The organism is Micromonospora noduli (assembly GCF_003264475.1).
Classification (GTDB): domain Bacteria; phylum Actinomycetota; class Actinomycetes; order Mycobacteriales; family Micromonosporaceae; genus Micromonospora; species Micromonospora noduli.
Window position 1 is genome coordinate 146,236 of record NZ_PYAC01000005.1, and the last position, 19,544, is coordinate 165,779.

The following is a 19,544-nucleotide window of genomic DNA, read 5'->3' on the forward strand; positions in this document are numbered from 1 at the left end:
CGGCCGGGTGAGCCTGTCGGCAGGTGCGGCCCGGCCGGGATTAGTCCAGCCACCACCGGTGCATGTCCAGCAGCGACGGGGTGAAGCGGGCCACCAGCACCAGCAGGCCTCCGACCGCGCCGGCCAGCAGCAGTGACCGGGTCGCCCGGGGCAGGGCCTCGCGCTCCCTGGCGACCAGCACCACCGCGACGATCGCCAACGGCAGCCCGAGCACCGCACCCGTCAGATAGAGCACCCCGACCACGGCATAGAGCCAGAGGAACGGGTTCAGCCCACTCATCCCGAACGGGAGCATGTCCTTCGGGTCGTACGCGCCGGTCAACATCTCGGCCGGGCCGACGCCGGCGCTCGTCATCCGACCGACGTAGAGCAGCAGCACGGTGAGGAAGGCGCCGATGGTCGCGAACTGCGCGACGATCAGGGCCCGGACCGCCGGCCGGGAGTACGACGTGACCTGCGCGGCGCTCGTCATGGCCGTCAATCTACCGAGCGGGCCCGAGATTCGGGGGCCGCGCCGCGGTCAGGTCGCGTCGTTGCGGAGCACAAGGACGGCGATGTCGTCCCGGGGTGGCTCGACCGAGAAGTTGATCGCCGCGGCGCGCAGCCGGGCGGCCACCACGTCGGCCGAATATCCGGCCAGGGGCGCGGCGGCGTCCCGCAGTCGGTCGGTGCCGAACAGCTCCCGGCCACGCCGCCGCTCGGTGACGCCATCGGTGTAGAAGATCAGCGAATCGCCCGGCGCGAGCGTGATCTTCGCCGTCGGTGAGGTGATCGTGTCGAGCAGGCCGAGCGCGGTGCCGCCGGTGCCGACGAACTCGGCGCCGCCCGCCGCGGCCAGCAGCACCGGCCGGTCGTGCCCGGCGAGGTGCAGCGAGACGTCCAACTTGTCACCCTCGCCCTGCCCGACCGCTGCCAGCGCCAGCGTGCAGTAGCGACCGCTACCGCGCTCGACAAGTGTCTCGTTGAGTCGCGCCAGCGCCTCCGGTAACGGTTTGCCGTCGCCGACCAGCACCCGGATGACGTCCCGGACCAGCCCGGTCACCGCGGCGGCCTGGACACCCTTGCCCGAGACGTCACCGATCACCACCAGCCAGCGCCCGTCGGGCAGCGGCACCACGTCGTAGAAGTCGCCGCCCACCTCGGCGTCGTCGCCGGTCGGGACGTACTCGGCGGCGAAACCGATCCCGTCCACCAGCGGGAGCACCGGCGGCAGCAGAGACTGCTGGAGCGTCTGCGCCACCCGACGGCGTTCGGCGTGGATGCGGGCGTTCTCGATGGCCAGCGCGGCCCGTCGGGCCACGTCCTCCAACACGGCCACCTCGTCCGGGTCGTGTCGGTGCCGCTGGTGCCGCCCCACCGCCAGGGTCCCGAGCCGCTGCCCGCGGGCGATCAGCGGGACGGCGAAACCCTCCATCGGCCCGCCCAGGGGGATCTGCGCCGCGCTGCGGGACGCCTCGCGGAGGCGGGCCTGGATCGAGTCCGGCCCGGTCTCCGCCAGCACCTTGTGCAACTGCGGAAGCATTGACTCGTCGGCGTGGCTGGCCGCCGCCAGCCGGAGCCGACCCCACTCGTCGGTGGTGTGCACAGCGCACCACTGGCCGAGTCGCGGCACCACCAACTGCGGCACCAGCGCCATGGTCAGGTCGACGTCCAACGACTGGGCCAGCAGTTCGCTCGCCTCGGCCAGGAACGTCAGCCACACCTGCCGGCGGACGTCGGCCCGGCGCAGCCGGTCGTTCTCCAGGTGCAGCGACAGCCGCTCGGCGGTGAGCACCGCCAACGGTTGGGCGTACGCCGAGGGCGCGGCGTCCAACTCCAACTCCCCGGCGTACGGGCGGTGCACCGTCAGTGGCACCCGGAGCAGGTCGATGCCGGGGCGGGGCGGCCGACCGAAGCGGGCCAGCACCTGACTGCCCTGCCCGTCGCCACGGTCCAGACGGATCGTGCCGCCGGCTGCGCCCACCATCTCGGCGACCCGGCTGAGCAGGCTGGTGGCGAAGTCGGGCAACGGGTCGTCCCCGTACAGGTCGGGGGCGGTCTGCATGAGTTCGCTCATCGCGCTGGCGCTCGGCGCGGACCCGTCGGCGCTCGTCCGAGGGCCGGCGTTGGCCGGTGTCGATTCGCCGATGGTCCCGCTGGAGGGCTGGTCGGCGCCGGGGCGGTCCAGCCGGAACCAGACGCCCTTCCCGGTGGGCAGGTACGTGGTGCCCCAGCGGCTGGCGAAGTGGTCGACCAGCAACAGGCCCCGGCCCCGCACGGAGACCTCGTTGATCTCGGTGGAGTCGTTGCGGTCGCCGACGGTCAGCTCGTCGCCGGAACCGGGGGCGAAGTCGGAGACGGTGACGGTCAGCCCGATCTCGTCCGCGACGACCTCGATGTCCAGTTCGGTGCGGGCGTGCTCGACGGCGTTGGTGGTCAGCTCGGTGGTGAGCAGCAGCGCCTCGTTGGCCAGCTCGTCCAGGTGTGACTCGGTCAACACCGAGCGGACCACGGCGCGGGCGGCGGCCGGCGTACGGCGGTCGGCGGGCAGCCGCACACGCCGGACGGCCCCGTCCCGGGCCCCGGCCGTCGCGGGCCCCGCCTCGGCTGACACCCCCGTATCCTCCACCGTCCCCCTGCCGGGTGCCAAGCCGATCACCGATCGCGGGCTGTCGCGTCGGTCAGCGGCACCGGCGGCAGGGAGCGGGTTGACGCGTCGAAACGACCGGTCCGGGAGCCCGGCGAGGTTTGCGACGCGCCGTGCCGGCTCGACGCCGATTGGGCGGGTCTACGGGGCGATCGATGCCACCTGGCGGGTCGCGCACCCTGGCACCACGGCGCGCGCGGGCACAATATGGGGTGCCGGTGTGTCCGCACGGACCGGCGCCCCCGAGTTGAGCGAGGAATGATGACCACGTCGAAGCAGTCGGTGGCGGATCCGTCCGCGTCCGACCACGAGGCGCTCCTCGGTGAGTTGGCCGAGGCACTGCGACGGATCGGGCGCGGCGACCTGAAGGTTCGGCTTCCCCGCCGAGCCGGCGCGGCCGGCGAGGTGGCGGACGCGTTCAACGAGGTGGTCTCGCTCCAGGAGCGGCAGTACCTGGACCTGCGACGGATCAGCCGGATCGTCGGTCGCGACGGCCGGCTCACCGAGCGGCTCGACGACGAGGGGCTGGACGGCTCCTGGGCGGAGGGGCAGCGGGCGATCAACTCGCTGATCGACGACCTGGGTCGACCGACCACCGAGATCGCCCGGGTGATCGTGGCCGTCGCCGACGGTGACCTGTCCCAGCACATGGCGTTGGAGATCGACGGTCGGCCGCTGCGCGGTGAGTACCTGCGCATCGGGCGCACAGTGAACACGATGGTGGACCAGCTGTCGTCGTTCGCCGACGAGGTGACCCGGGTGGCCCGTGAGGTGGGCACCGAGGGCAAGTTGGGTGGCCAGGCCGACGTGCGGGGCGTCGCCGGCACCTGGAAGGACCTCACCGACTCGGTGAACACCATGGCGTCGAACCTGACCGGCCAGGTGCGGTCGATCTCGCAGGTGGCGACGGCGGTGGCCAAGGGCGACCTGTCGCAGAAGATCACTGTCGGCGCGCGTGGCGAGGTGGCCGAGCTGGCCGCGACGATGAACTACCTCACCGACACGCTGCGGCTCTTCGCCGAGCAGGTGACCCGGGTGGCCCGTGAGGTGGGCACCGAGGGCAAGTTGGGCGGCCAGGCCGAGGTGCCGAACGTGGCCGGCACCTGGAAGGACCTGACCGACAGCGTCAACTCGATGGCGTCGAACCTGACCGCCCAGGTCCGTAACATCGCGCAGGTCTCCACGGCGGTCGCGCGCGGCGACCTGTCACAGAAGATCACTGTGGCGGCGCAGGGCGAGATCCTGGAGCTGAAGGACACCGTCAACACGATGGTGGACCAGCTGTCGTCGTTCGCCGACGAGGTGACCCGGGTCGCGCGTGAGGTGGGCATCGAGGGCAAGTTGGGCGGTCAGGCCCAGGTGCGCGGCGTCTCCGGCACCTGGCGGGACCTCACCGAGAACGTCAACCAGTTGGCCGGCAACCTGACCAGCCAGGTCCGCAACATCTCCCAGGTTTCCACTGCGGTGGCGAAGGGCGACCTGTCGCAGAAGATCACGGTGGACGCCCAGGGCGAGATCCTGGAGCTGAAGAACACCGTCAACACGATGGTGGACCAGCTGTCGTCGTTCGCCGACGAGGTGACCCGGGTGGCCCGTGAGGTGGGCACCGAGGGCAACCTGGGCGGTCAGGCGCAGGTGAAGGGTGTTTCCGGCACCTGGCGGGACCTGACCGACAACGTGAACTCGATGGCGTCGAACTTGACCAGCCAGGTCCGCAACATCGCCTCGGTGACCACGGCGGTGGCGAAGGGTGACCTGTCGCAGAAGATCACGGTGGATGCGCGGGGTGAGATCCTTGAGCTGAAGTCGACTGTCAACACGATGGTGGACCAGCTGTCGTCGTTCGCCGACGAGGTGACCCGGGTCGCGCGTGAGGTGGGCACCGAGGGCAAGTTGGGCGGCCAGGCGCAGGTGCGTGGGGTCGCCGGCACCTGGCGGGACCTGACCGACAACGTGAACTCGATGGCGTCGAACCTGACCGCCCAGGTCCGCAACATCGCCCAGGTCTCCACGGCGGTGGCGAAGGGTGACCTGTCGCAGAAGATCACGGTGGATGCGCGGGGTGAGATCCTGGAGCTGAAGTCGACTGTCAACACGATGGTCGACCAGCTGTCGTCGTTCGCCGACGAGGTGACCCGGGTGGCCCGCGAGGTGGGCACCGAGGGCAAGCTCGGCGGTCAGGCGCAGGTGAAGGGTGTTTCCGGCACCTGGCGGGACCTGACCGACAACGTGAACTCGATGGCGTCGAACCTGACCAGCCAGGTCCGCAACATCGCCTCGGTGACCACCGCCGTGGCCAAGGGTGACCTGTCGCAGAAGATCACCGTGGACGCCCAGGGCGAGATCCTGGAGCTGAAGTCGACTGTCAACACGATGGTCGACCAGCTGTCGTCGTTCGCCGACGAGGTGACCCGGGTGGCCCGCGAGGTCGGTATCGAGGGCAAGCTCGGCGGTCAGGCGCAGGTGAAGGGTGTTTCCGGCACCTGGCGCGACCTCACCGAGAACGTCAACCAGCTCGCCTCGACGCTGACCACGCAGTTGCGGGCCATCGCCCAGGTGTCCACGTCGGTGACCCGCGGCGACCTGACCCAGCGGATCGCGGTCAAGGCGCAGGGCGAGGTCGCCGAGCTGAAGGACAACATCAACCAGATGATCGTCACCCTCCGGGAGACGACCAAGAAGAACGCCGAGCAGGGCTGGCTGGACTCCAACCTCGCCCGGATCGGCGGCCTGTTGCAGGGCCAGCGCGACCTCGGCGAGGTCTGCCGCATGATCATGACCGAGGTGACTCCGCTGGTCGACGCCCAGCTCGGCGCCTTCTTCCTGGCCGACGACGCCGACGGCAGCATGCGGCTGCGGCTGACCTCCTCGTACGGGTACGTGGCGCGGGGGCACGACGTCACCTTCGGGCCGGGTGAGGGGCTGGTCGGGCAGACCGCGCTCTCCCGTCGCACGATCCGGGTCAGCGCCTCCCCGAACAGCCGGCTCACCCTGCGCTCCGGCCTGGCCGAGACACCCCCGTCCGACCTGGTGGTGCTCCCGGTCCTGTTCGAGGGCGAGCTGCTCGGGGTGATCGAGTTCGCCAGCGTGTCGGCCTTCTCCGAGCTGCACCTGTCGTTCCTGGAGCGGCTGGTGCTCACCATCGGCATCGCTGTCAACACCATCCAGGCCAACCGGCGTACGGAGGAGCTGCTGGCCCAGTCGCAGCGGCTGGCGCACGAGATGCAGGAGCAGTCGGCGGAGTTGCAGCGCACCAACGCCGAGCTGGAGGAGAAGGCCACTCTGCTGTCCGAGCAGAAGGGCAACATCGAGACGAAGAACCGGGAGATCGAGCTGGCCCGGCTGGGCCTGGAGGAGAAGGCGCAGCAGCTGACCCGGGCGTCGGCGTACAAGTCGGAGTTCCTGGCCAACATGAGCCACGAGCTGCGGACCCCGCTGAACTCGTTGCTGCTGCTGGCCCGTCTGCTGGCCGAGAACTCGGAGCAGAACCTCAGCCCGAAGCAGATCGAGTTCGCCCGGACCATCCACGGGTCCGGCTCCGACCTGCTGCGTCTGATCGACGACATCCTCGACCTGTCCAAGATCGAGGCGGGTCGGATGGACGTCGAGCCGACCGAGATCCGCTTCACCGAGCTACGCGGCTACGTCGAGCAGGCGTTCGCGCCGCAGGCCGAGGAGAAGAACCTGGACTTCCAGGTACGGGTGAGCAAGGATCTGCCGCCGGCGTTGGTGACCGACGCGCAGCGGTTGCAGCAGATCCTGCGCAACCTGCTCTCGAACGCGGTGAAGTTCACCGACAACGGTGCGGTGACGCTGCGGATCGCCCCGGCCGCGGAGAACGCGGTCTTCGACGTGCCGGCGCTGACGAACGCCCAGCAGGTGATCGCGTTCACCGTGATCGACACCGGGATCGGCATCTCCGACGACAAGCTGTCGATCATCTTCGAGGCGTTCCAGCAGGCCGACGGCACTACCAGCCGCCGGTACGGCGGCACTGGTCTGGGCCTGTCGATCAGCCGCGATCTGGCCCGACTGATCGGCGGCACCATCACCGTCTCGTCCGCGCCCGGTCAGGGCTCGACCTTCACCCTGTTCGTGCCGCAGGTGCTGGCCCCGGACGCAGTGGTCGCGCCGCAGGCTCCGTCGCCGCAGCGCGCCGGGCTGCCGTCGTCGCTGCTGATGCCGCCGCTGGAACTGCTGCCGGAACGGCCGGAGGCACCGGCCACCCGTCAACTGGACGGCGCCACGGTGCTGATCGTGGACGACGACGTCCGCAACGTCTTCGCCTTGACCAGTGCGTTGGAGCTGCACGGGATGACCGTGCTGTACTCGGACAACGGGGCGGACGGTGTCCGTCTGCTGGCCGAGCATCCGGAGGTGGACATCGTGCTGATGGACGCCATGATGCCTGACCAGGACGGTTACGAGACCACCCGCCAGATTCGCCGCAACCACCGGTTCGCCGACCTTCCGGTGGTCTTCCTGACCGCGAAGGCGATGCCGGGTGACCGTGAGTCGGCGCTCGCTGCCGGGGGCAGCGACTACATCACCAAGCCGGTCGACCTGGACGACCTGATCGAACTGATGTCGTCCTGGATCAACGGCAGCCGGACCGAGGAGACTTCGTGACCCAGATGGCCAAAGCGCTGCTCGTGGACGACCGCCGGCAGAACCTGACGGCCCTGGAGGCGATCCTTCAGGGCCTGCCGGTCCAGTCCGTGGCGGTGGAGAGCGGTGAGGCGGCGCTCAAGCAGTTGCTGGTGGACGACTTCGCGGTGATCCTGTTGGACGCGCAGATGCCGGACATGGACGGCTTCGAGACGGCGAGCCACATCAAGCGCCGCGAGCGGACGCGGCACGTGCCGATCATCTTCCTCACCGCCGCCGACCGGGACGCCCAGCTCGCCCTTCGGGGTTACCAGGTGGGCGCTGTTGACTACCTCACCAAGCCGTTCGATCCGTGGGTGCTCCGGGCGAAGGTGTCGGTCTTCGTCGAGCTGTGGGTGAAGACCCGGCAGCTCGCCACCCAGTCGGATCTGGTCCGGGAGCGCGACACGCAGTGGCGGCGGCTCACCGACGCGGTCGACGAGGCGACCGCCCAGCTCCGCTCGGACGACCCGGAGGTCCGCGACCGGGCGGTACGGCTGCTCGAACAGGCCCGCTGGGGCAACACCGCCTGACGCGGCGGGGCGGCTCAGCCGGTGGGCTGGTCGTTGCGGATCATCAGGGCGCTGCGCAGGCCGGTGATGTCCAGTACGCGGATCAGGAAGTCGCCCACGTGCGTCAACATCAGCAGGCTCTGCGCGTGGCTGGCCTTGCGGCTGAGCACGACCAGGGTGCCCAGGCCCTGCGAGTCGCAGAAGGTGACGCCGCCGAGGTCGAGCACGATCTTCGGCGGGGGGTCGGCCAGCACCTCGTTGACGACGGTGGAGAGCTGGGCCGCCGTGAGCATGTCGATCTCACCGGCCAGGCGCAAGACTGCTTCGTCGCCCGTCCGGTGTAGCGTGATGGACAGTTCGGCACGATCCACCCGGTCAGCCTAGCGCGATCCGACCGACCTGGCCTGTCGAGGCCGCGAGCCGTCGCCGTCCAGGCCACGAGGCCCACCGTGTCGGCGCTGCCGACCGGCGCGGGTCACAGGTGAGCCGGGTAACCCCACCGCGGGGTGGCTGCTGGTTGACCGTCCGGCGCTGTCACAATGGCGGCATCGTGACCGACATCTTTCCCGCCGGATCCGGCCGCTACCCAGCCGACGCGCCGGCCTCCGAGGCCCTGTTCGACCGCGCCCGCGCCATCGTGCCGGGCGGGGTGAACTCCCCTGTGCGCGCCTTCCAGGCGGTCGGCGGCACCCCGCGTTTCATGGTCCGTGGCGAGGGCCCGTGGCTGTACGACGCCGACGGTCGCCGCTACGTCGACCTGGTCTGCTCCTGGGGTCCGCTGATCCTCGGGCACGCGCATCCCGAGGTGGTGGCCGCCGTGCAGGCCGCCGCCGCCAAGGGCACCAGCTTCGGCACCCCCACGCCGGGTGAGGTGGAGCTGGCCGCCGAGCTGGTCGACCGGACCCCGATGGAGCAGGTCCGCCTGGTCAACTCCGGCACCGAGGCGACCATGTCGGCGATCCGGCTGGCCCGCGGCTTCACCGGCCGCTCGAAGATCGTCAAGTTCGCCGGCTGCTACCACGGCCACGTGGACGCGCTGCTCGCCGCCGCCGGCTCCGGCGTGGCCACGCTGGGCCTGCCCGACTCGCCCGGTGTCACCGGCGCGGCGGCCAGCGAGACGATAGTGCTTCCGTACAACGACATCCGGGCCGTCGAGGAGGCGTTCGCCGCCGAGGGCCAGCACATCGCCGCGGTGATCACCGAGGCCGCCGCTGGCAACATGGGCGTGGTGGCCCCCCGCGACGGCTTCAACCAGCAGCTCGCCCGGATCGCGCACGCACACGGCGCCCTGCTCGTGGTGGACGAGGTGATGACCGGGTTCCGGGTCTCCCGCGCCGGGTGGCACGGCCTCGACGCCTCCGACGCCGACCTGTGGACGTACGGCAAGGTCATGGGTGGCGGCCTGCCCGCCGCGGCGTTCGGCGGGCGCGCGGACATCATGGCGCGGCTCGCGCCGGCCGGCCCGGTCTACCAGGCCGGCACCCTCTCCGGTAACCCGCTCGCCTGCGCCGCCGGCCTGGCGACCCTGCGGCTCGCCGACGATGCGCTGTACCAGCGCCTCGATCAGACGGCCGCCGTCGTGGGCAAGCTGGCATCCGACGCGTTGGCCGCCGCCGGGGTCCCGCACCGGCTTTCGTACGCGGGCAGCATGTTCTCGGTCTTCTTCACCGACGCCGACGTGGTCGACTACGACAGCGCGCGCACGCAGCAGGTGCCGGCGTTCAAGGCGTTCTTCCACGCGATGCTCGCCGCCGGCGTCTACCTGCCGCCGAGCGCGTTCGAGTCGTGGTTCGTGTCGGCGGCGTTGGACGACGCCGCTCTGGAACACATCGCCGACGCGCTGCCCACGGCGGCGAACGCGGCGGCAGCGGCCGGTCACGGGGGTTGAGCGTGAGCGCGAGGAGTGAGCCGGGTTTGCGAGCCCCGCAGTCGCGAACAGAGGGAGCGCAGCCTTGAGCAAGACGGTGGTCCACGTGCTTCGGCACGGCGAGGTGTACAACCCCGACCAGATCCTCTACGGCCGGCTGCCCGGTTTCCGGCTGTCCGAGCTGGGTGTGCAGATGGCCAAGGCCGCCGCGCAGGGCCTGGCCGAGCGGGAGATCGTGCACGTGGTGGCCAGCCCGCTGGAGCGCGCCCAGCAGACCGCCGAGCCGATCGCCGCCCAGTTCGGGCTGCCGGTCGGGGTGGACGAGCGGCTGATCGAGAGCGCCAACTGGTTCGAGGGCAAGAAGGTCTCCCCGGGTGACGGGTCGTTCCGCGACCCGCGCAACTGGTGGGTGCTGCGCGACCCGGTGACCCCGTCCTGGGGTGAGGCGTACCGGGTGATCGCCGAGCGGATGTTCGCCGCCGTGCACGCCGCCCGGGTCGCCGCCGAGGGACGCGAGGCGGTGCTGGTGTCGCACCAGCTCCCGATCTGGACGCTGCGCCGTTACGTCGAGCGCAAGCGGCTCTGGCACGACCCGCGCAAGCGGCAGTGCGGGCTGGCCAGCCTCACCTCGTTCCACTTCGACGGTGCGAAGGTGGCGGGCATCGGCTACAGCGAGCCGGCCGCGCACCTGATCGCTCTCTCCGCGACCGCCCGGACGGCCAAGGGGGCCTGATGAACGCCCGGAGGTGGACCGCCGGTCTGCTCGCCACCGTCGCCGCGATGGCGCTGGTCGGCTGCACGTCGTCGAAGGCGCAGGAGAAGACCTGCACGACCACCACCGACGGGATCTTCGAGTGCGCACCGGACCAGCGCTCCGCGCCCCCGAAGGTCGCCGGTGAGCTGCTGCTCGGCGGCAGCTACGACGTCAGCGAGGCGCGCGGTCAGGTCGTGGTGGTCAACTTCTGGGGTTCCTGGTGCGCGCCCTGCCGCGCCGAGGCTGACGACCTGGAAGCCGTCTACCAGGCCACCAAGGGCTCCGGGGTGAACTTCCTCGGCATCAACGTCCAGGATTCGCGGGACAAGGCCAAGGCGTTCGAGAAGGGCCGGGTCACCTATCCGAGCCTGTTCGACCCGTCCAGCAAGACGGCACTCGCGCTGGACATCCCGCCGAACAGCGTGCCGGCGACGGTGGTGCTCGACCGGGACGGCCGGATCGCGGCGGTGATCCGGGCCGCCGTCAAGCAGGAGGGCCTGCAACCGATCGTCGAACGGGTCGCCGCCGAGAAGCCGGCCCCGAACTGATGGGCGAGACCTTCCGGGAGTTGGCCCTCAGCGGGCCGCTGCTGCTCGCCATCGGCGCGGCGGCGCTCGCCGGCCTGGTCAGCTTCCTCTCCCCGTGCGTGCTTCCGCTCGTCCCCGGTTACCTGTCGTACGTGACCGGTCTGGCCGGCGCCGACCTGGAGGGCCGGCGGCCGGAGGCCGATCCCGCGCCGGCCGGCGGGGGTGTCGCGGTCAAGGAGCGGGTCGCGCGGGTCGGCGCGGTCAAGGGTCGGGTGCTCGCCGGGACGCTGCTCTTCATCGGCGGGTTCACAGTCGTCTTCGTGGCCACAGCGATCCTCTTCGCCAGCATCGGCCGGGTGTTCTTCGACTACGAGCGCGAGTTGCAGATCGGCGTCGGCGTGCTGATCATCGTGGCGGGGTTGAGCTACCTCGGGATGATCCCGGCCCTGCAACGGGAGTTCCGGATCTCCCGGTTGCCGTCGGCCGGGCTGCTCGGCGCACCGGTCTTCGGGGCGGTCTTCGCGCTCAGTTGGGTGCCCTGCACCGGCCCCACGCTCGGCGCGGTGATGGGCATGGCCACCGCCAGCGGCCAGAGCGACCGAGCCGTGGTGCTCGCCGTGGCGTACTGCCTCGGGTTGGGGATACCGTTCGTCGTCTTCGGGCTGGGCTTCGAACGCCTGCTCGGGGTCTTCCGCGCCGTCCGGCGCAACAGCCGCTGGGTCACCCGGGTCGGCGGCGCCCTGCTCATCCTGATCGGTCTGGCCCTGGTCACCGGCGGATGGCAGAGCTTCGTGATCTGGCTGCAGACCACCGTCGGGGTGGGCGAGGTGAGCATCTGATGACGGTCGTCGACGACCGACCGGAGACCGCGGCGCCCGCGCCACGCCGCCGGCCGAACCGGCTGCTGGCCCTGCTGCGCAATTCGTGGCGGCAGCTCACCAGCATGCGTACGGCGCTGATCCTGCTCTTCCTGCTCGCGATCGCCGCCATCCCCGGCTCGGTGCTGCCACAGCGCGGGATCAGCCCGGAAAAGGTCAACGAGTATTTCGTCGACCACCCGGACTGGGCCCCCCGACTGGACCGGATCGGCGCGTTCGAGGTCTTCGGGTCGGTCTGGTTCTCCGCGATCTACCTGCTGCTGTTCACCTCCCTGATCGGCTGCATCACGCCCCGGCTGCGCGACCACGTCCGCACGCTGCGGTCCCGGCCGCCGGCCGCGCCGAAGCGGATGGCCCGGCTGCCGCAGCACACAGTCCTGCCCGCCCCGCCCGGTGGGGCGGCGGCGATCGCGGAGGCGCTGCGCAAGCGCCGCTGGCGCGTCGAGGTGCGCGGCGACGAGGTCTCCGCCGAGAAGGGCTACCTCAAGGAGACCGGCAACCTGCTGTTCCACACCTCGCTGATCGCGGTGCTGATCGGGGTGGCGCTCGGCTCCTGGTACGGCTGGAGCGGCAACCGGCTGCTGGTGGCCGGCGCGGACAACGCGTTCTGCAACACCCGCCAGCAGTACGCCGAGGCGAAGCTCGGCCCCCAGGTGAGCAGCGCCGACCTGCCCCGCTTCTGCCTGCGGCTGGACGACTTCGAGGCCCGGTTCCTTGCCTCCGGCCAGCCGGAGTTCTTCAACGCCACGGTCACCGTCGACGGCCCGGACGAGCCGACCCGTAGCGCCGACTTCTCGGTGAACGCGCCGCTGCGCCTGAACGACGCGAGCGTCTACCTGCTCGGCCACGGGTACGCCCCGGTGATCCGCTACACCGACCGGTTCGGCAACAGCCAGATCAGTGACGAGCCGTTCCTGACCACCGGCGACATGGGCCTGACCAGCGAGGGGCTGGCGGCCTTCCCGGACGCGAACGTCGACCCGGCGACCGGCCAGCGCGCACCGGATCAGCAGATGGCTTTCACCGGCATCTACCTGCCCACCGCGCCCGAGCAGGCGCCGTTCGTCCGCTCGGAGTACCCGACCGAGCGCAACCCCGCGCTGAACCTGGTCGCCTACCGGGGCAACCTCGGCCTGGACGCCGGCATCCCCGGCTCGGTCTACCAACTCGACCAGCGGCAGGTGCGAGCCGGCAAGGTCAAGGAGGTCGGCACCAAACTGCTCCGCAAGGGCGAGACCTGGAAGCTGGACGACGGCACGACAGTCGAGTTCCTGGGCACGGAGCGGTACGTCACCCTCTCCATCCGGCACGATCCCGGCTCGACGATGCTGCTGGTCAGCTGCGGCGTCCTGCTGGTCGGGCTGATGGGTTCGCTGTTCGGGAAGCGCCGCCGGGTGTTCTTCCGGGTGGTGCCGGCCGACCCCGGGGAAGGATCTCCGACGAGCGGTAGTAGCTTGATGGAGGTCGGTGGGTTGCCGCGTACCGACTATCCAGGGTTCGCCGACGAGTTCACCCAGCTGGTCGCCGCCGTCAGCGGTGCCGAACGGGCTGGTGATGGCGCTGACTCCGCTGAGCGGGCCGGCGTGCGAGAAGGAGCCGAGTGATGTCCGCACTCTCCGACAATCTGGTGACCTTCGCGATCCTGGCGTACCTGGTCGCGATGATCGGCCACGCCGTCGAGTACGCGCTGGGCAACGTGCGTACCCGGGTCGCCACGGCGGCTCCGGTGCGCGAGTTGGTCGGTGCCGGCGGCGGTGTCGTCCCGACGCCGCCCGCGCCGGTCCCGTCGCCGCCCACTGTCGACCGTTCCGCAGGGCGGGCCCGGCTGGCGGGCCTCTTCGGGGTGGGGGCCACCGCGGTCGCCGCCGTGCTGCACCTGGCGGCGCTGGTCACCCGTGGGCTCGCCGCGGACCGGATGCCCTGGGGCAACATGTACGAGTTCGTGCTCACGGTGACGTTCATCGGGGTGGCCGCCTGGTTGGTGGTGCTCTGGAAGCGACAGTCGCTGCGCAAGCTCGGGCTGTTCCTCACCCTGGTGATGGTGCTGCTGGTCGCCACCGCCGAGCTGGTGCTGTACGTGCCGATCGTGCCGCTGGTGCCGGCGCTGAACTCGTACTGGTTCATCATCCACGTCTCGACGATCGTCTTCGCGTCCGGCATCTTCCTGCTCGGCGTGGTGCCGGCGGTCGGCTTCCTGATGCGCAACGGGTACGAGCAGGGCAAGCGGAGCTTCCCGTACACCCTGGCCAAGCGGCTGCCCGGCGCGGCCGGCCTGGAGCGGCTGACCTTCGCGCTGCACGCCTTCGCGTTCCCGATCTTCACCTTCGCGGTGATCGCCGGTGCCATCTGGGCCGAGGCGGCCTGGGGTCGGCCGTGGGGCTGGGACCCGAAGGAGACCTGGGCGTTCATCTCCTGGGTGGTGTACGCCGGCTACCTGCACGCTCGCGCGACGCCCAGCGTGAAGCGCAACGTGGCCACCTGGATCGCGGTGCTCGGCTTCCTCACCATGCTGATGAACCTGTTCGGCGTGAACATCTTCTTCACCGGCCTGCACTCGTATGGCGGGCTGGACTGACCTGTTCGATGACGCGCGGGCCGGCCACGGAATCGTCCGTGACCGGCCCGCATCGTTTCGGCGGGTGTGGTCAGTTCACGGTCACCGGGGCGATGTCGTTGCTCGGGTCGTCGTCCACCCGGGGGTAGCGCTGAAACGGCTGGACCTCGCCGGGAGCCCCCGACAGGCTGTCGATCCGCAGGTCGAACCCGACCGCGTGAGTGGTGCCGGCGGGAAAGACCGACCCCGGTCCGTTGCAGTACCAGGTTGCCGGGACGGTCTCGGGCTCCTCCTCGTCACCGCTCAACCAGCAACCCGGCGGGGTGGCCAGCACGGTGACCCCGGCGGGTGGGGTGAAGAGGAAGGCCCCGACGCTCTCGCCGGAGATGCTGCCGTCTGGCACGCCCGGACCTGTGTTGCGCAGGCCGACGGTGACCCGCACGGTGTCACCGACGGCACCGGTGACGGCCGCGCCCGTCGCGACGATGTCGAAGGCGCCGTGCACCCCGCGCAGGTAGGTCTGGCCGTCGGCCCGGCTCGCCTCGACCGGGAGCACGTCGAGCGCAGTGCCCACCGGCCGTAGCCGCAGCGCCCGGTCGGCGTCGCGGCTCCTGAGCTTTACCCCGCTCGGGAGCGGCCCGGCACTGGCCAGCGGCTCTACGACCTGGGTGATCCGCTTGCTGCCGAGCGTCGCCGGGCCGACAGTGGTGCCGAGCCCACCCCGCAGCTCGTGGCGTTGGCCGGGCGCGAACGTGCCCCGCACTGTGCAGACCATCACTGTGGCGAGCGACTGGTTGGTGCCGTACCGGCAGTTGCGGTAGTTGGTCGGCACGAGGCCCACCGGGAAGCGCATGGTGAGCCGCAGATCCACCGCCGGGTGGTCGCCGGCGTTGACCACTGACACCGGTACGGCGAGGTTGTCGCCCACCTCGACGCCGGTCAGGTGCTCGTCGACCAGGTCGAGCAGGTCGGGCCCGGACCGCACGGTGACCGTCGCCTGCTGGGCGTACGCCTCGGTCTGCTCGCCGAGCGCCGTGTAGTCGAGGGTGCCGGTCGCGCCGTCGACCGCGCCGGGCGCGGGTCGGAACACCACCGGGATGGTGCCGGTGAGCGTGCCGAACTCCTCGATGGCTGTCGGCGGCATCGGGCAGGTCACCGAGGTGCCCTGGGTGACGCAGTAGTCGGGGAAGCCGGCGGTGGCTACCCCGGCCAGGCCGGTCAGGTCGATGGTCACCCGGGGCTGGCTGGCGCCGGTGCTGTTCAGGGTCAGCGGCACAGTGCGGCCGGGAGCGCCGGGGCCGCCGACAGTGACGTCACCCAGCCAGCCGTCGACCCAGCCGGGGTCGTCCTGAGCCGCGGCCGGGCCAGCCGCCACGGCGACCCCTGCGGTGCCCACGACCAGCGCGGTCAGGCCGCGCAAGAGCCTGCCACGCGCAACGTGCACAGATCTCATGGATCTCCTTGAAGAGGGATGAGCCGATCGGAAGAAGCCGGGCTCGCAGCACCCCGACCCGATCGGCATCCATGATCTTAGAGATCACCTGTGACAGTTTTCGATCACGATTTCGGCCTTGATCCACTCGACTTTCAGGAAGTCGGGATGTCGTGCGGCCCGGGACGCCGCGACTCCCTGAAACCCGAGTGGATCTCTCAGTGGCGGCTGTCGAGCCGGGCGGTCAGGCGGGGTCGCTGCTCGCGTTACCGCGATATGCGCGTCACGGCATGACACAGTGTCAGGCGCTCGCTACCGTGCGGCGGATGGGTCGCCTGACCCGACAATCGCGGCGGAAGGTGGGGCGCAGTGACCACAGTGGTGTCCACGGCGGCGCTGATCCGGGAGCAGCTCTGGCGGTCCCGGCTCGCGGCCGGGCTGACTCAGGAGGAGTACGGCAAACGCGCGCACTACTCGCCGTCGATGGTGTCGGCCGTCGAGCTGGGGCAGACGGCGCCCAACGAGGCGTACCTGATCCGGGCCGACGAGGTGCTCGACACCGGCGGCCTGCTGGTCTCGCTGCGCGAGCTGGGCCGGCGCGACGGCGAGCCGGTCTGGTTCCGCCCGTGGCTGGAGGTCGAACGGGTCGCCACCCAGCTGCGCTGCTTCGGCGCGACGATGATTCCGGGGCTGTTGCAGACCGCCGACTATGCCCGGGCGGTGTTCCGGCTCGACCTGGGGCTCACCGCCGACCGGGTGGAGGAGTTGGTGGCGGCCCGGCTGGAGCGGCAGACGATCCTCGACCGGGAGCACCCGCCGCAGCTCACCGCCGTGATCGACGAGGCCGCGTTGCAGCGCTTCGCGGAGGGCTGCGCCGAGGTGCTGGCCGAGCAGTTGCGGCACCTGGTGGCGTGCGCCCGCCGCCCGCACATCAGGGTGCACGTGCTGCCGCAGGGCGTGGGCCTGCACGCCGGGCTCTTCGGGCCGTTCATCCTCGGCCGCACCGCCGACGGCAGCTGGCTCGGCTTCCTCGACAACCAGACCGGTGGCACCGCAGTGGACGACATCTTCGAGGTGGCGACCCTGCTCGGAAGGTGGGAGAGTCTGCGCAGTGACGCGCTGCCCCGGCAGCAGTCGATCGACCTGCTCGAGGAGATCGTGAAGCCATGGATCTGACCGGAGCCCGCTGGCGCAAGTCCACCCGGAGCGGCAACGACGCCGGCGCGTGCGTCGAGGTCGCCGACAACCTGCCCGGCCGGGTGCACGTCCGCGATTCCAAGGACCGCGACGGCGACCTGCTGACCTTCACCCCCGCCGCGTGGCGGGCCTTCGTCGAGCTGGCCCGCGCCCGCTGACCGCGCGCTGAACCGGGCAACCGCAGGCTGCACCGCATCCGGCACGGGTCGCCCGGCAACCGCCACCTCGGCGAAATGGCGTCGATCCGGTCCACGACTCGCCACCGGCTCATGCCTGCGCAGCAACTGGGGTCAGCCGCCGAACCAGCCGGGCACGTCGAGTCGGAACCAGTTGGCCGAGGCCATCGTGCCGAGGTCGTCTTCCATAGCGGTGACCCGTTCCGGGCCGAGCGTGTCCGCCCACTGTGCACGCAGCCGGTCGAAGATCTCGGCTGAGCGGCGTAGCCCGTCGGCGCCGCGCGGGGTCACCCGGACCAGCCGGCGTCGGGCGTCGGAGGGGTCGTCGACCCGCTCCAGGTAGCCGACGGCCACCAACCGGTCGACGGTCTTGCCGGCGGCCTGTTTGGAGATGCCCAGCCGCTGGCCCAGCTCGGTGGCGGTGGTGCCGTCCGCCCCAACGGCCTGGAGCACGAACCCGTGCAGCGGTCGCAGCTCCGGATGCCCCTCCCGGGCCAGCTCGGCGTGCAGGTCGTCGATCAGCGTCCGGAAGCCGGCCAGGAGCAGCAGCGGTAGCGCGAAGCCGGGGCGCGCGGGATCAGCGGTTGCCATGTTCGACAACCACGTTTACTATTTCGTCAACCACGTTGACCATCTTACGTCCCCCGATCCAAGCTTCGGAAAGTAGGCAGCCATGCCCGTCTTCACCGCCCACACCGCTGAGACCGCACCCGCCGCCGCCCGTCGGTCCATCGAGGGAGTGCGCGGCCGGTTCGGCTGGCTGCCCACCCCGGTGGCGCTGATGGCCGATTCGCCGCAGTTGCTCACCGGCTTCCTCACCGCCAGCACGGGCTTCGAGCAGACCGACCTCGCCCCGCTGGACCGGGAGGTGGTCATCCTGACGGTCTCCACCAGTCACGAATGCCATTTCTGCGTTGCCCTGCACACCGGCAAGCTGACCCGACTCGGCGCGACCCCCGAGCTGATCACCGCCCTGCGTGCCGGCTCGGTGCTGCCCGACCCGCGCCTGGAGGCGCTGCGCCGCTTCACGCTGGCCGTGCTCGACCACCGGGGCGCAGTGCCGGAGGACGAGCTGGAGGACTTCCTGGCCGCCGGCTACCAGCCCCGGCACGCGCTGGACGTGGTGCTCGGGGTCGGCGCGTACACCATGTCCACCTTCGCCAACCGGCTCACCCGGGCACCGCTCGACCCGCCGCTGGCCGCCCACGCCTGGACGCCCGCCGCCGCCTGACCGGGGGCGCCGGACAGCCGCTGTTCAGGACGCCCCGAGGAAGTCCCGCAGCAGGGCGAGCATCTCGTCGGGGCGCTCCTCGTACAGCCAGTGCCCGCAGTCCTTGATCACCTCGCCGCGGACCGTGTCGGCGTACCGCCGAACCTGCTCGGCGACCTGCCCGCCGAGGCTGGCCGCCGCCCCGACAGCCAGCACCGGCATCGTCAGCTTCGTGCCCCGGTACGCCGCGTTGTCCGCGATGTCCTGCTCGAACGCCCGGAAGTAGGCGAAGCTGGCCCGCAGATGCGCCGGGTCGCGCAGATGGCTGGCGAACTCCTCGACGTCGGGCGCGGCGATGCTGCCCTTGCGCACCATCAGCGCGTCGGTGAACTTGTCCACCCAGAGCGACTCCCGCCCGTTGACCAGCGCCTCCGGCAGCCCGTTGCCGAGGGAGAAGTAGCCGAAGTTCCACACCCCGGGCCCGGCCGAGGTGAGCGCGGGGAACGTGTAGATGCTCTCGTCGGGGATCGGCGCCTCGCTGAGCACCAGCCGACTCACCCGCTGCGGATGGGCGGCGGCGTACGCGTACGCCACCATGGTCCCCAGGTCGTGCCCGACCAGCCGGAGGTCACCGACCAGGCCAAGCTGATCGAGTAGTCCGTGCAGGTCGGCGGCGACCGTCTTCTTGTCGTACCCGCCGTCCGGGGCGTCACTGCCCCCGAAGCCGCGCAGGTCGGGTGCGACCACGTCGAAGGAGCGCCCCAACTCGGGCAGCAGGTGCCGCCACATGTACCAACACTGCGGATACCCGTGCAGCAGCACCAGTGGCGGGCCGGCACCCCCACGGACGTAGTTCATGCTGATCTGGCCGACCCGAGCCCGTTGCTCGGTGAACCCCGCCGGAACCCGTTCCGCGCCCATCGCCGCCTCCGCCCGCCGCCCCGCCCTCTGCCGCCCGCCCGGCTACCCGCTCAAGCGCCCGCCATGCCCCGAGGGGCGGCCCATGAGCGGTGATCCACTCGCCTTCCTTGAAGTCGCGGTGTCCGGCGGCCTGGGACACCGCGGTTTCCTGAAAGCCGAGTCGATCTAGACGCGCCGTCCGCTGCCCGCCGTCCGGCCGGCCGGTCTCGGCGGGCGATCGCGAGCGTCACAGCACCCGGCTTG

General features: G+C 70.9%; 17 protein-coding genes. 11 read left to right on the forward strand and 6 right to left on the reverse strand.

The features are described 5' to 3' along the window. Positions 1–40: 40 nt before the first annotated feature. Positions 41–472 carry a hypothetical protein gene (locus tag MED15_RS08945; RefSeq protein WP_112735312.1) on the reverse strand — a complete coding sequence of 144 codons (432 nt, stop codon included), beginning with the start codon at positions 470–472 and terminating at the stop codon, positions 41–43. 48 nt (positions 473–520) lie between these two features. Next, on the reverse strand, positions 521–2,593 hold the full coding sequence (locus tag MED15_RS08950; protein ID WP_112603233.1) for a SpoIIE family protein phosphatase: 2,073 nt from the start codon (positions 2,591–2,593) through the stop codon (positions 521–523). A gap of 291 nt (positions 2,594–2,884) precedes the next feature. On the opposite strand from MED15_RS08950, the gene MED15_RS08955 reads away from it, so the two are divergent. Further along, the gene (locus tag MED15_RS08955) at positions 2,885–7,255 is read left to right on the forward strand and encodes a HAMP domain-containing protein (protein WP_373861084.1); all 4,371 of its coding nucleotides are present in this window, start codon (positions 2,885–2,887) and stop codon (positions 7,253–7,255) included. Next, the gene (locus tag MED15_RS08960; protein WP_091395745.1) at positions 7,252–7,806 is read left to right on the forward strand and encodes a response regulator; all 555 of its coding nucleotides are present in this window, start codon (positions 7,252–7,254) and stop codon (positions 7,804–7,806) included. The genes MED15_RS08955 and MED15_RS08960 overlap by 4 nt, the downstream gene beginning before the upstream one ends. Positions 7,807–7,820: 14 nt before the next feature. Here MED15_RS08960 and MED15_RS08965 read toward each other — a convergent pair whose 3' ends face one another. Continuing rightward, positions 7,821–8,156, reverse strand: coding sequence for an STAS domain-containing protein (locus MED15_RS08965; protein ID WP_088951070.1), 336 nt, complete (start codon positions 8,154–8,156; stop codon positions 7,821–7,823). A 179-nt stretch (positions 8,157–8,335) separates the two neighbouring features. On the opposite strand from MED15_RS08965, the gene hemL reads away from it, so the two are divergent. The 6 genes from hemL (at position 8,336) to ccsB (ending at position 14,386) form a co-directional block, all read left to right on the forward strand. Continuing rightward, positions 8,336–9,673, forward strand: coding sequence for a glutamate-1-semialdehyde 2,1-aminomutase (gene hemL / locus MED15_RS08970; protein ID WP_112735314.1), 1,338 nt, complete (start codon positions 8,336–8,338; stop codon positions 9,671–9,673). Between the two features lie 64 nt (positions 9,674–9,737). Then, positions 9,738–10,385, forward strand: coding sequence for a histidine phosphatase family protein (locus MED15_RS08975; protein WP_091395739.1), 648 nt, complete (start codon positions 9,738–9,740; stop codon positions 10,383–10,385). Continuing rightward, positions 10,385–10,954 (forward strand): TlpA family protein disulfide reductase, encoded by a 570-nt coding sequence (locus tag MED15_RS08980; RefSeq protein ID WP_112586364.1) that lies wholly within the window; start codon positions 10,385–10,387, stop codon positions 10,952–10,954. Before MED15_RS08975 ends, MED15_RS08980 begins: the two co-directional genes overlap by 1 nt. After that, entirely contained in the window at positions 10,954–11,772 is an 819-nt protein-coding gene (locus MED15_RS08985) for a cytochrome c biogenesis CcdA family protein (RefSeq protein WP_112735316.1), read from the forward strand. Before MED15_RS08980 ends, MED15_RS08985 begins: the two co-directional genes overlap by 1 nt. Continuing rightward, on the forward strand, positions 11,772–13,415 hold the full coding sequence (resB, locus tag MED15_RS08990) for a cytochrome c biogenesis protein ResB (protein ID WP_112603227.1): 1,644 nt from the start codon (positions 11,772–11,774) through the stop codon (positions 13,413–13,415). The genes MED15_RS08985 and resB overlap by 1 nt, the downstream gene beginning before the upstream one ends. After that, the gene (gene ccsB, locus MED15_RS08995; protein WP_112586370.1) at positions 13,415–14,386 is read left to right on the forward strand and encodes a c-type cytochrome biogenesis protein CcsB; all 972 of its coding nucleotides are present in this window, start codon (positions 13,415–13,417) and stop codon (positions 14,384–14,386) included. Before resB ends, ccsB begins: the two co-directional genes overlap by 1 nt. A 70-nt stretch (positions 14,387–14,456) precedes the next feature. Here the strand turns inward: ccsB and MED15_RS09000 are convergent, their stop codons facing one another. Continuing rightward, positions 14,457–15,818: a hypothetical protein gene (locus MED15_RS09000; protein WP_146766705.1), complete on the reverse strand. Its 1,362-nt coding sequence runs from the start codon at positions 15,816–15,818 to the stop codon at positions 14,457–14,459. Between the two features lie 348 nt (positions 15,819–16,166). Between MED15_RS09000 and MED15_RS09005 the strand changes: the two genes are divergently transcribed. Both MED15_RS09005 and MED15_RS09010 read left to right on the forward strand, forming a co-directional pair. Then, positions 16,167–16,973 carry a helix-turn-helix domain-containing protein gene (locus MED15_RS09005; RefSeq protein ID WP_112735320.1) on the forward strand — a complete coding sequence of 269 codons (807 nt, stop codon included), beginning with the start codon at positions 16,167–16,169 and terminating at the stop codon, positions 16,971–16,973. Beyond that, on the forward strand, positions 16,964–17,152 hold the full coding sequence (locus tag MED15_RS09010) for a DUF397 domain-containing protein (protein WP_112586376.1): 189 nt from the start codon (positions 16,964–16,966) through the stop codon (positions 17,150–17,152). Before MED15_RS09005 ends, MED15_RS09010 begins: the two co-directional genes overlap by 10 nt. Positions 17,153–17,284: 132 nt before the next feature. Here the strand turns inward: MED15_RS09010 and MED15_RS09015 are convergent, their stop codons facing one another. Further along, positions 17,285–17,761 carry a MarR family winged helix-turn-helix transcriptional regulator gene (locus MED15_RS09015; protein ID WP_112586377.1) on the reverse strand — a complete coding sequence of 159 codons (477 nt, stop codon included), beginning with the start codon at positions 17,759–17,761 and terminating at the stop codon, positions 17,285–17,287. An 82-nt stretch (positions 17,762–17,843) separates the two neighbouring features. On the opposite strand from MED15_RS09015, the gene MED15_RS09020 reads away from it, so the two are divergent. Further along, positions 17,844–18,401 carry a carboxymuconolactone decarboxylase family protein gene (locus MED15_RS09020; protein ID WP_112603219.1) on the forward strand — a complete coding sequence of 186 codons (558 nt, stop codon included), beginning with the start codon at positions 17,844–17,846 and terminating at the stop codon, positions 18,399–18,401. Positions 18,402–18,425: 24 nt separating this feature from the next. Here MED15_RS09020 and MED15_RS09025 read toward each other — a convergent pair whose 3' ends face one another. Next, positions 18,426–19,301, reverse strand: coding sequence for an alpha/beta fold hydrolase (locus MED15_RS09025; RefSeq protein ID WP_112735322.1), 876 nt, complete (start codon positions 19,299–19,301; stop codon positions 18,426–18,428). Between the last annotated feature and the right edge of the window lie 243 nt (positions 19,302–19,544).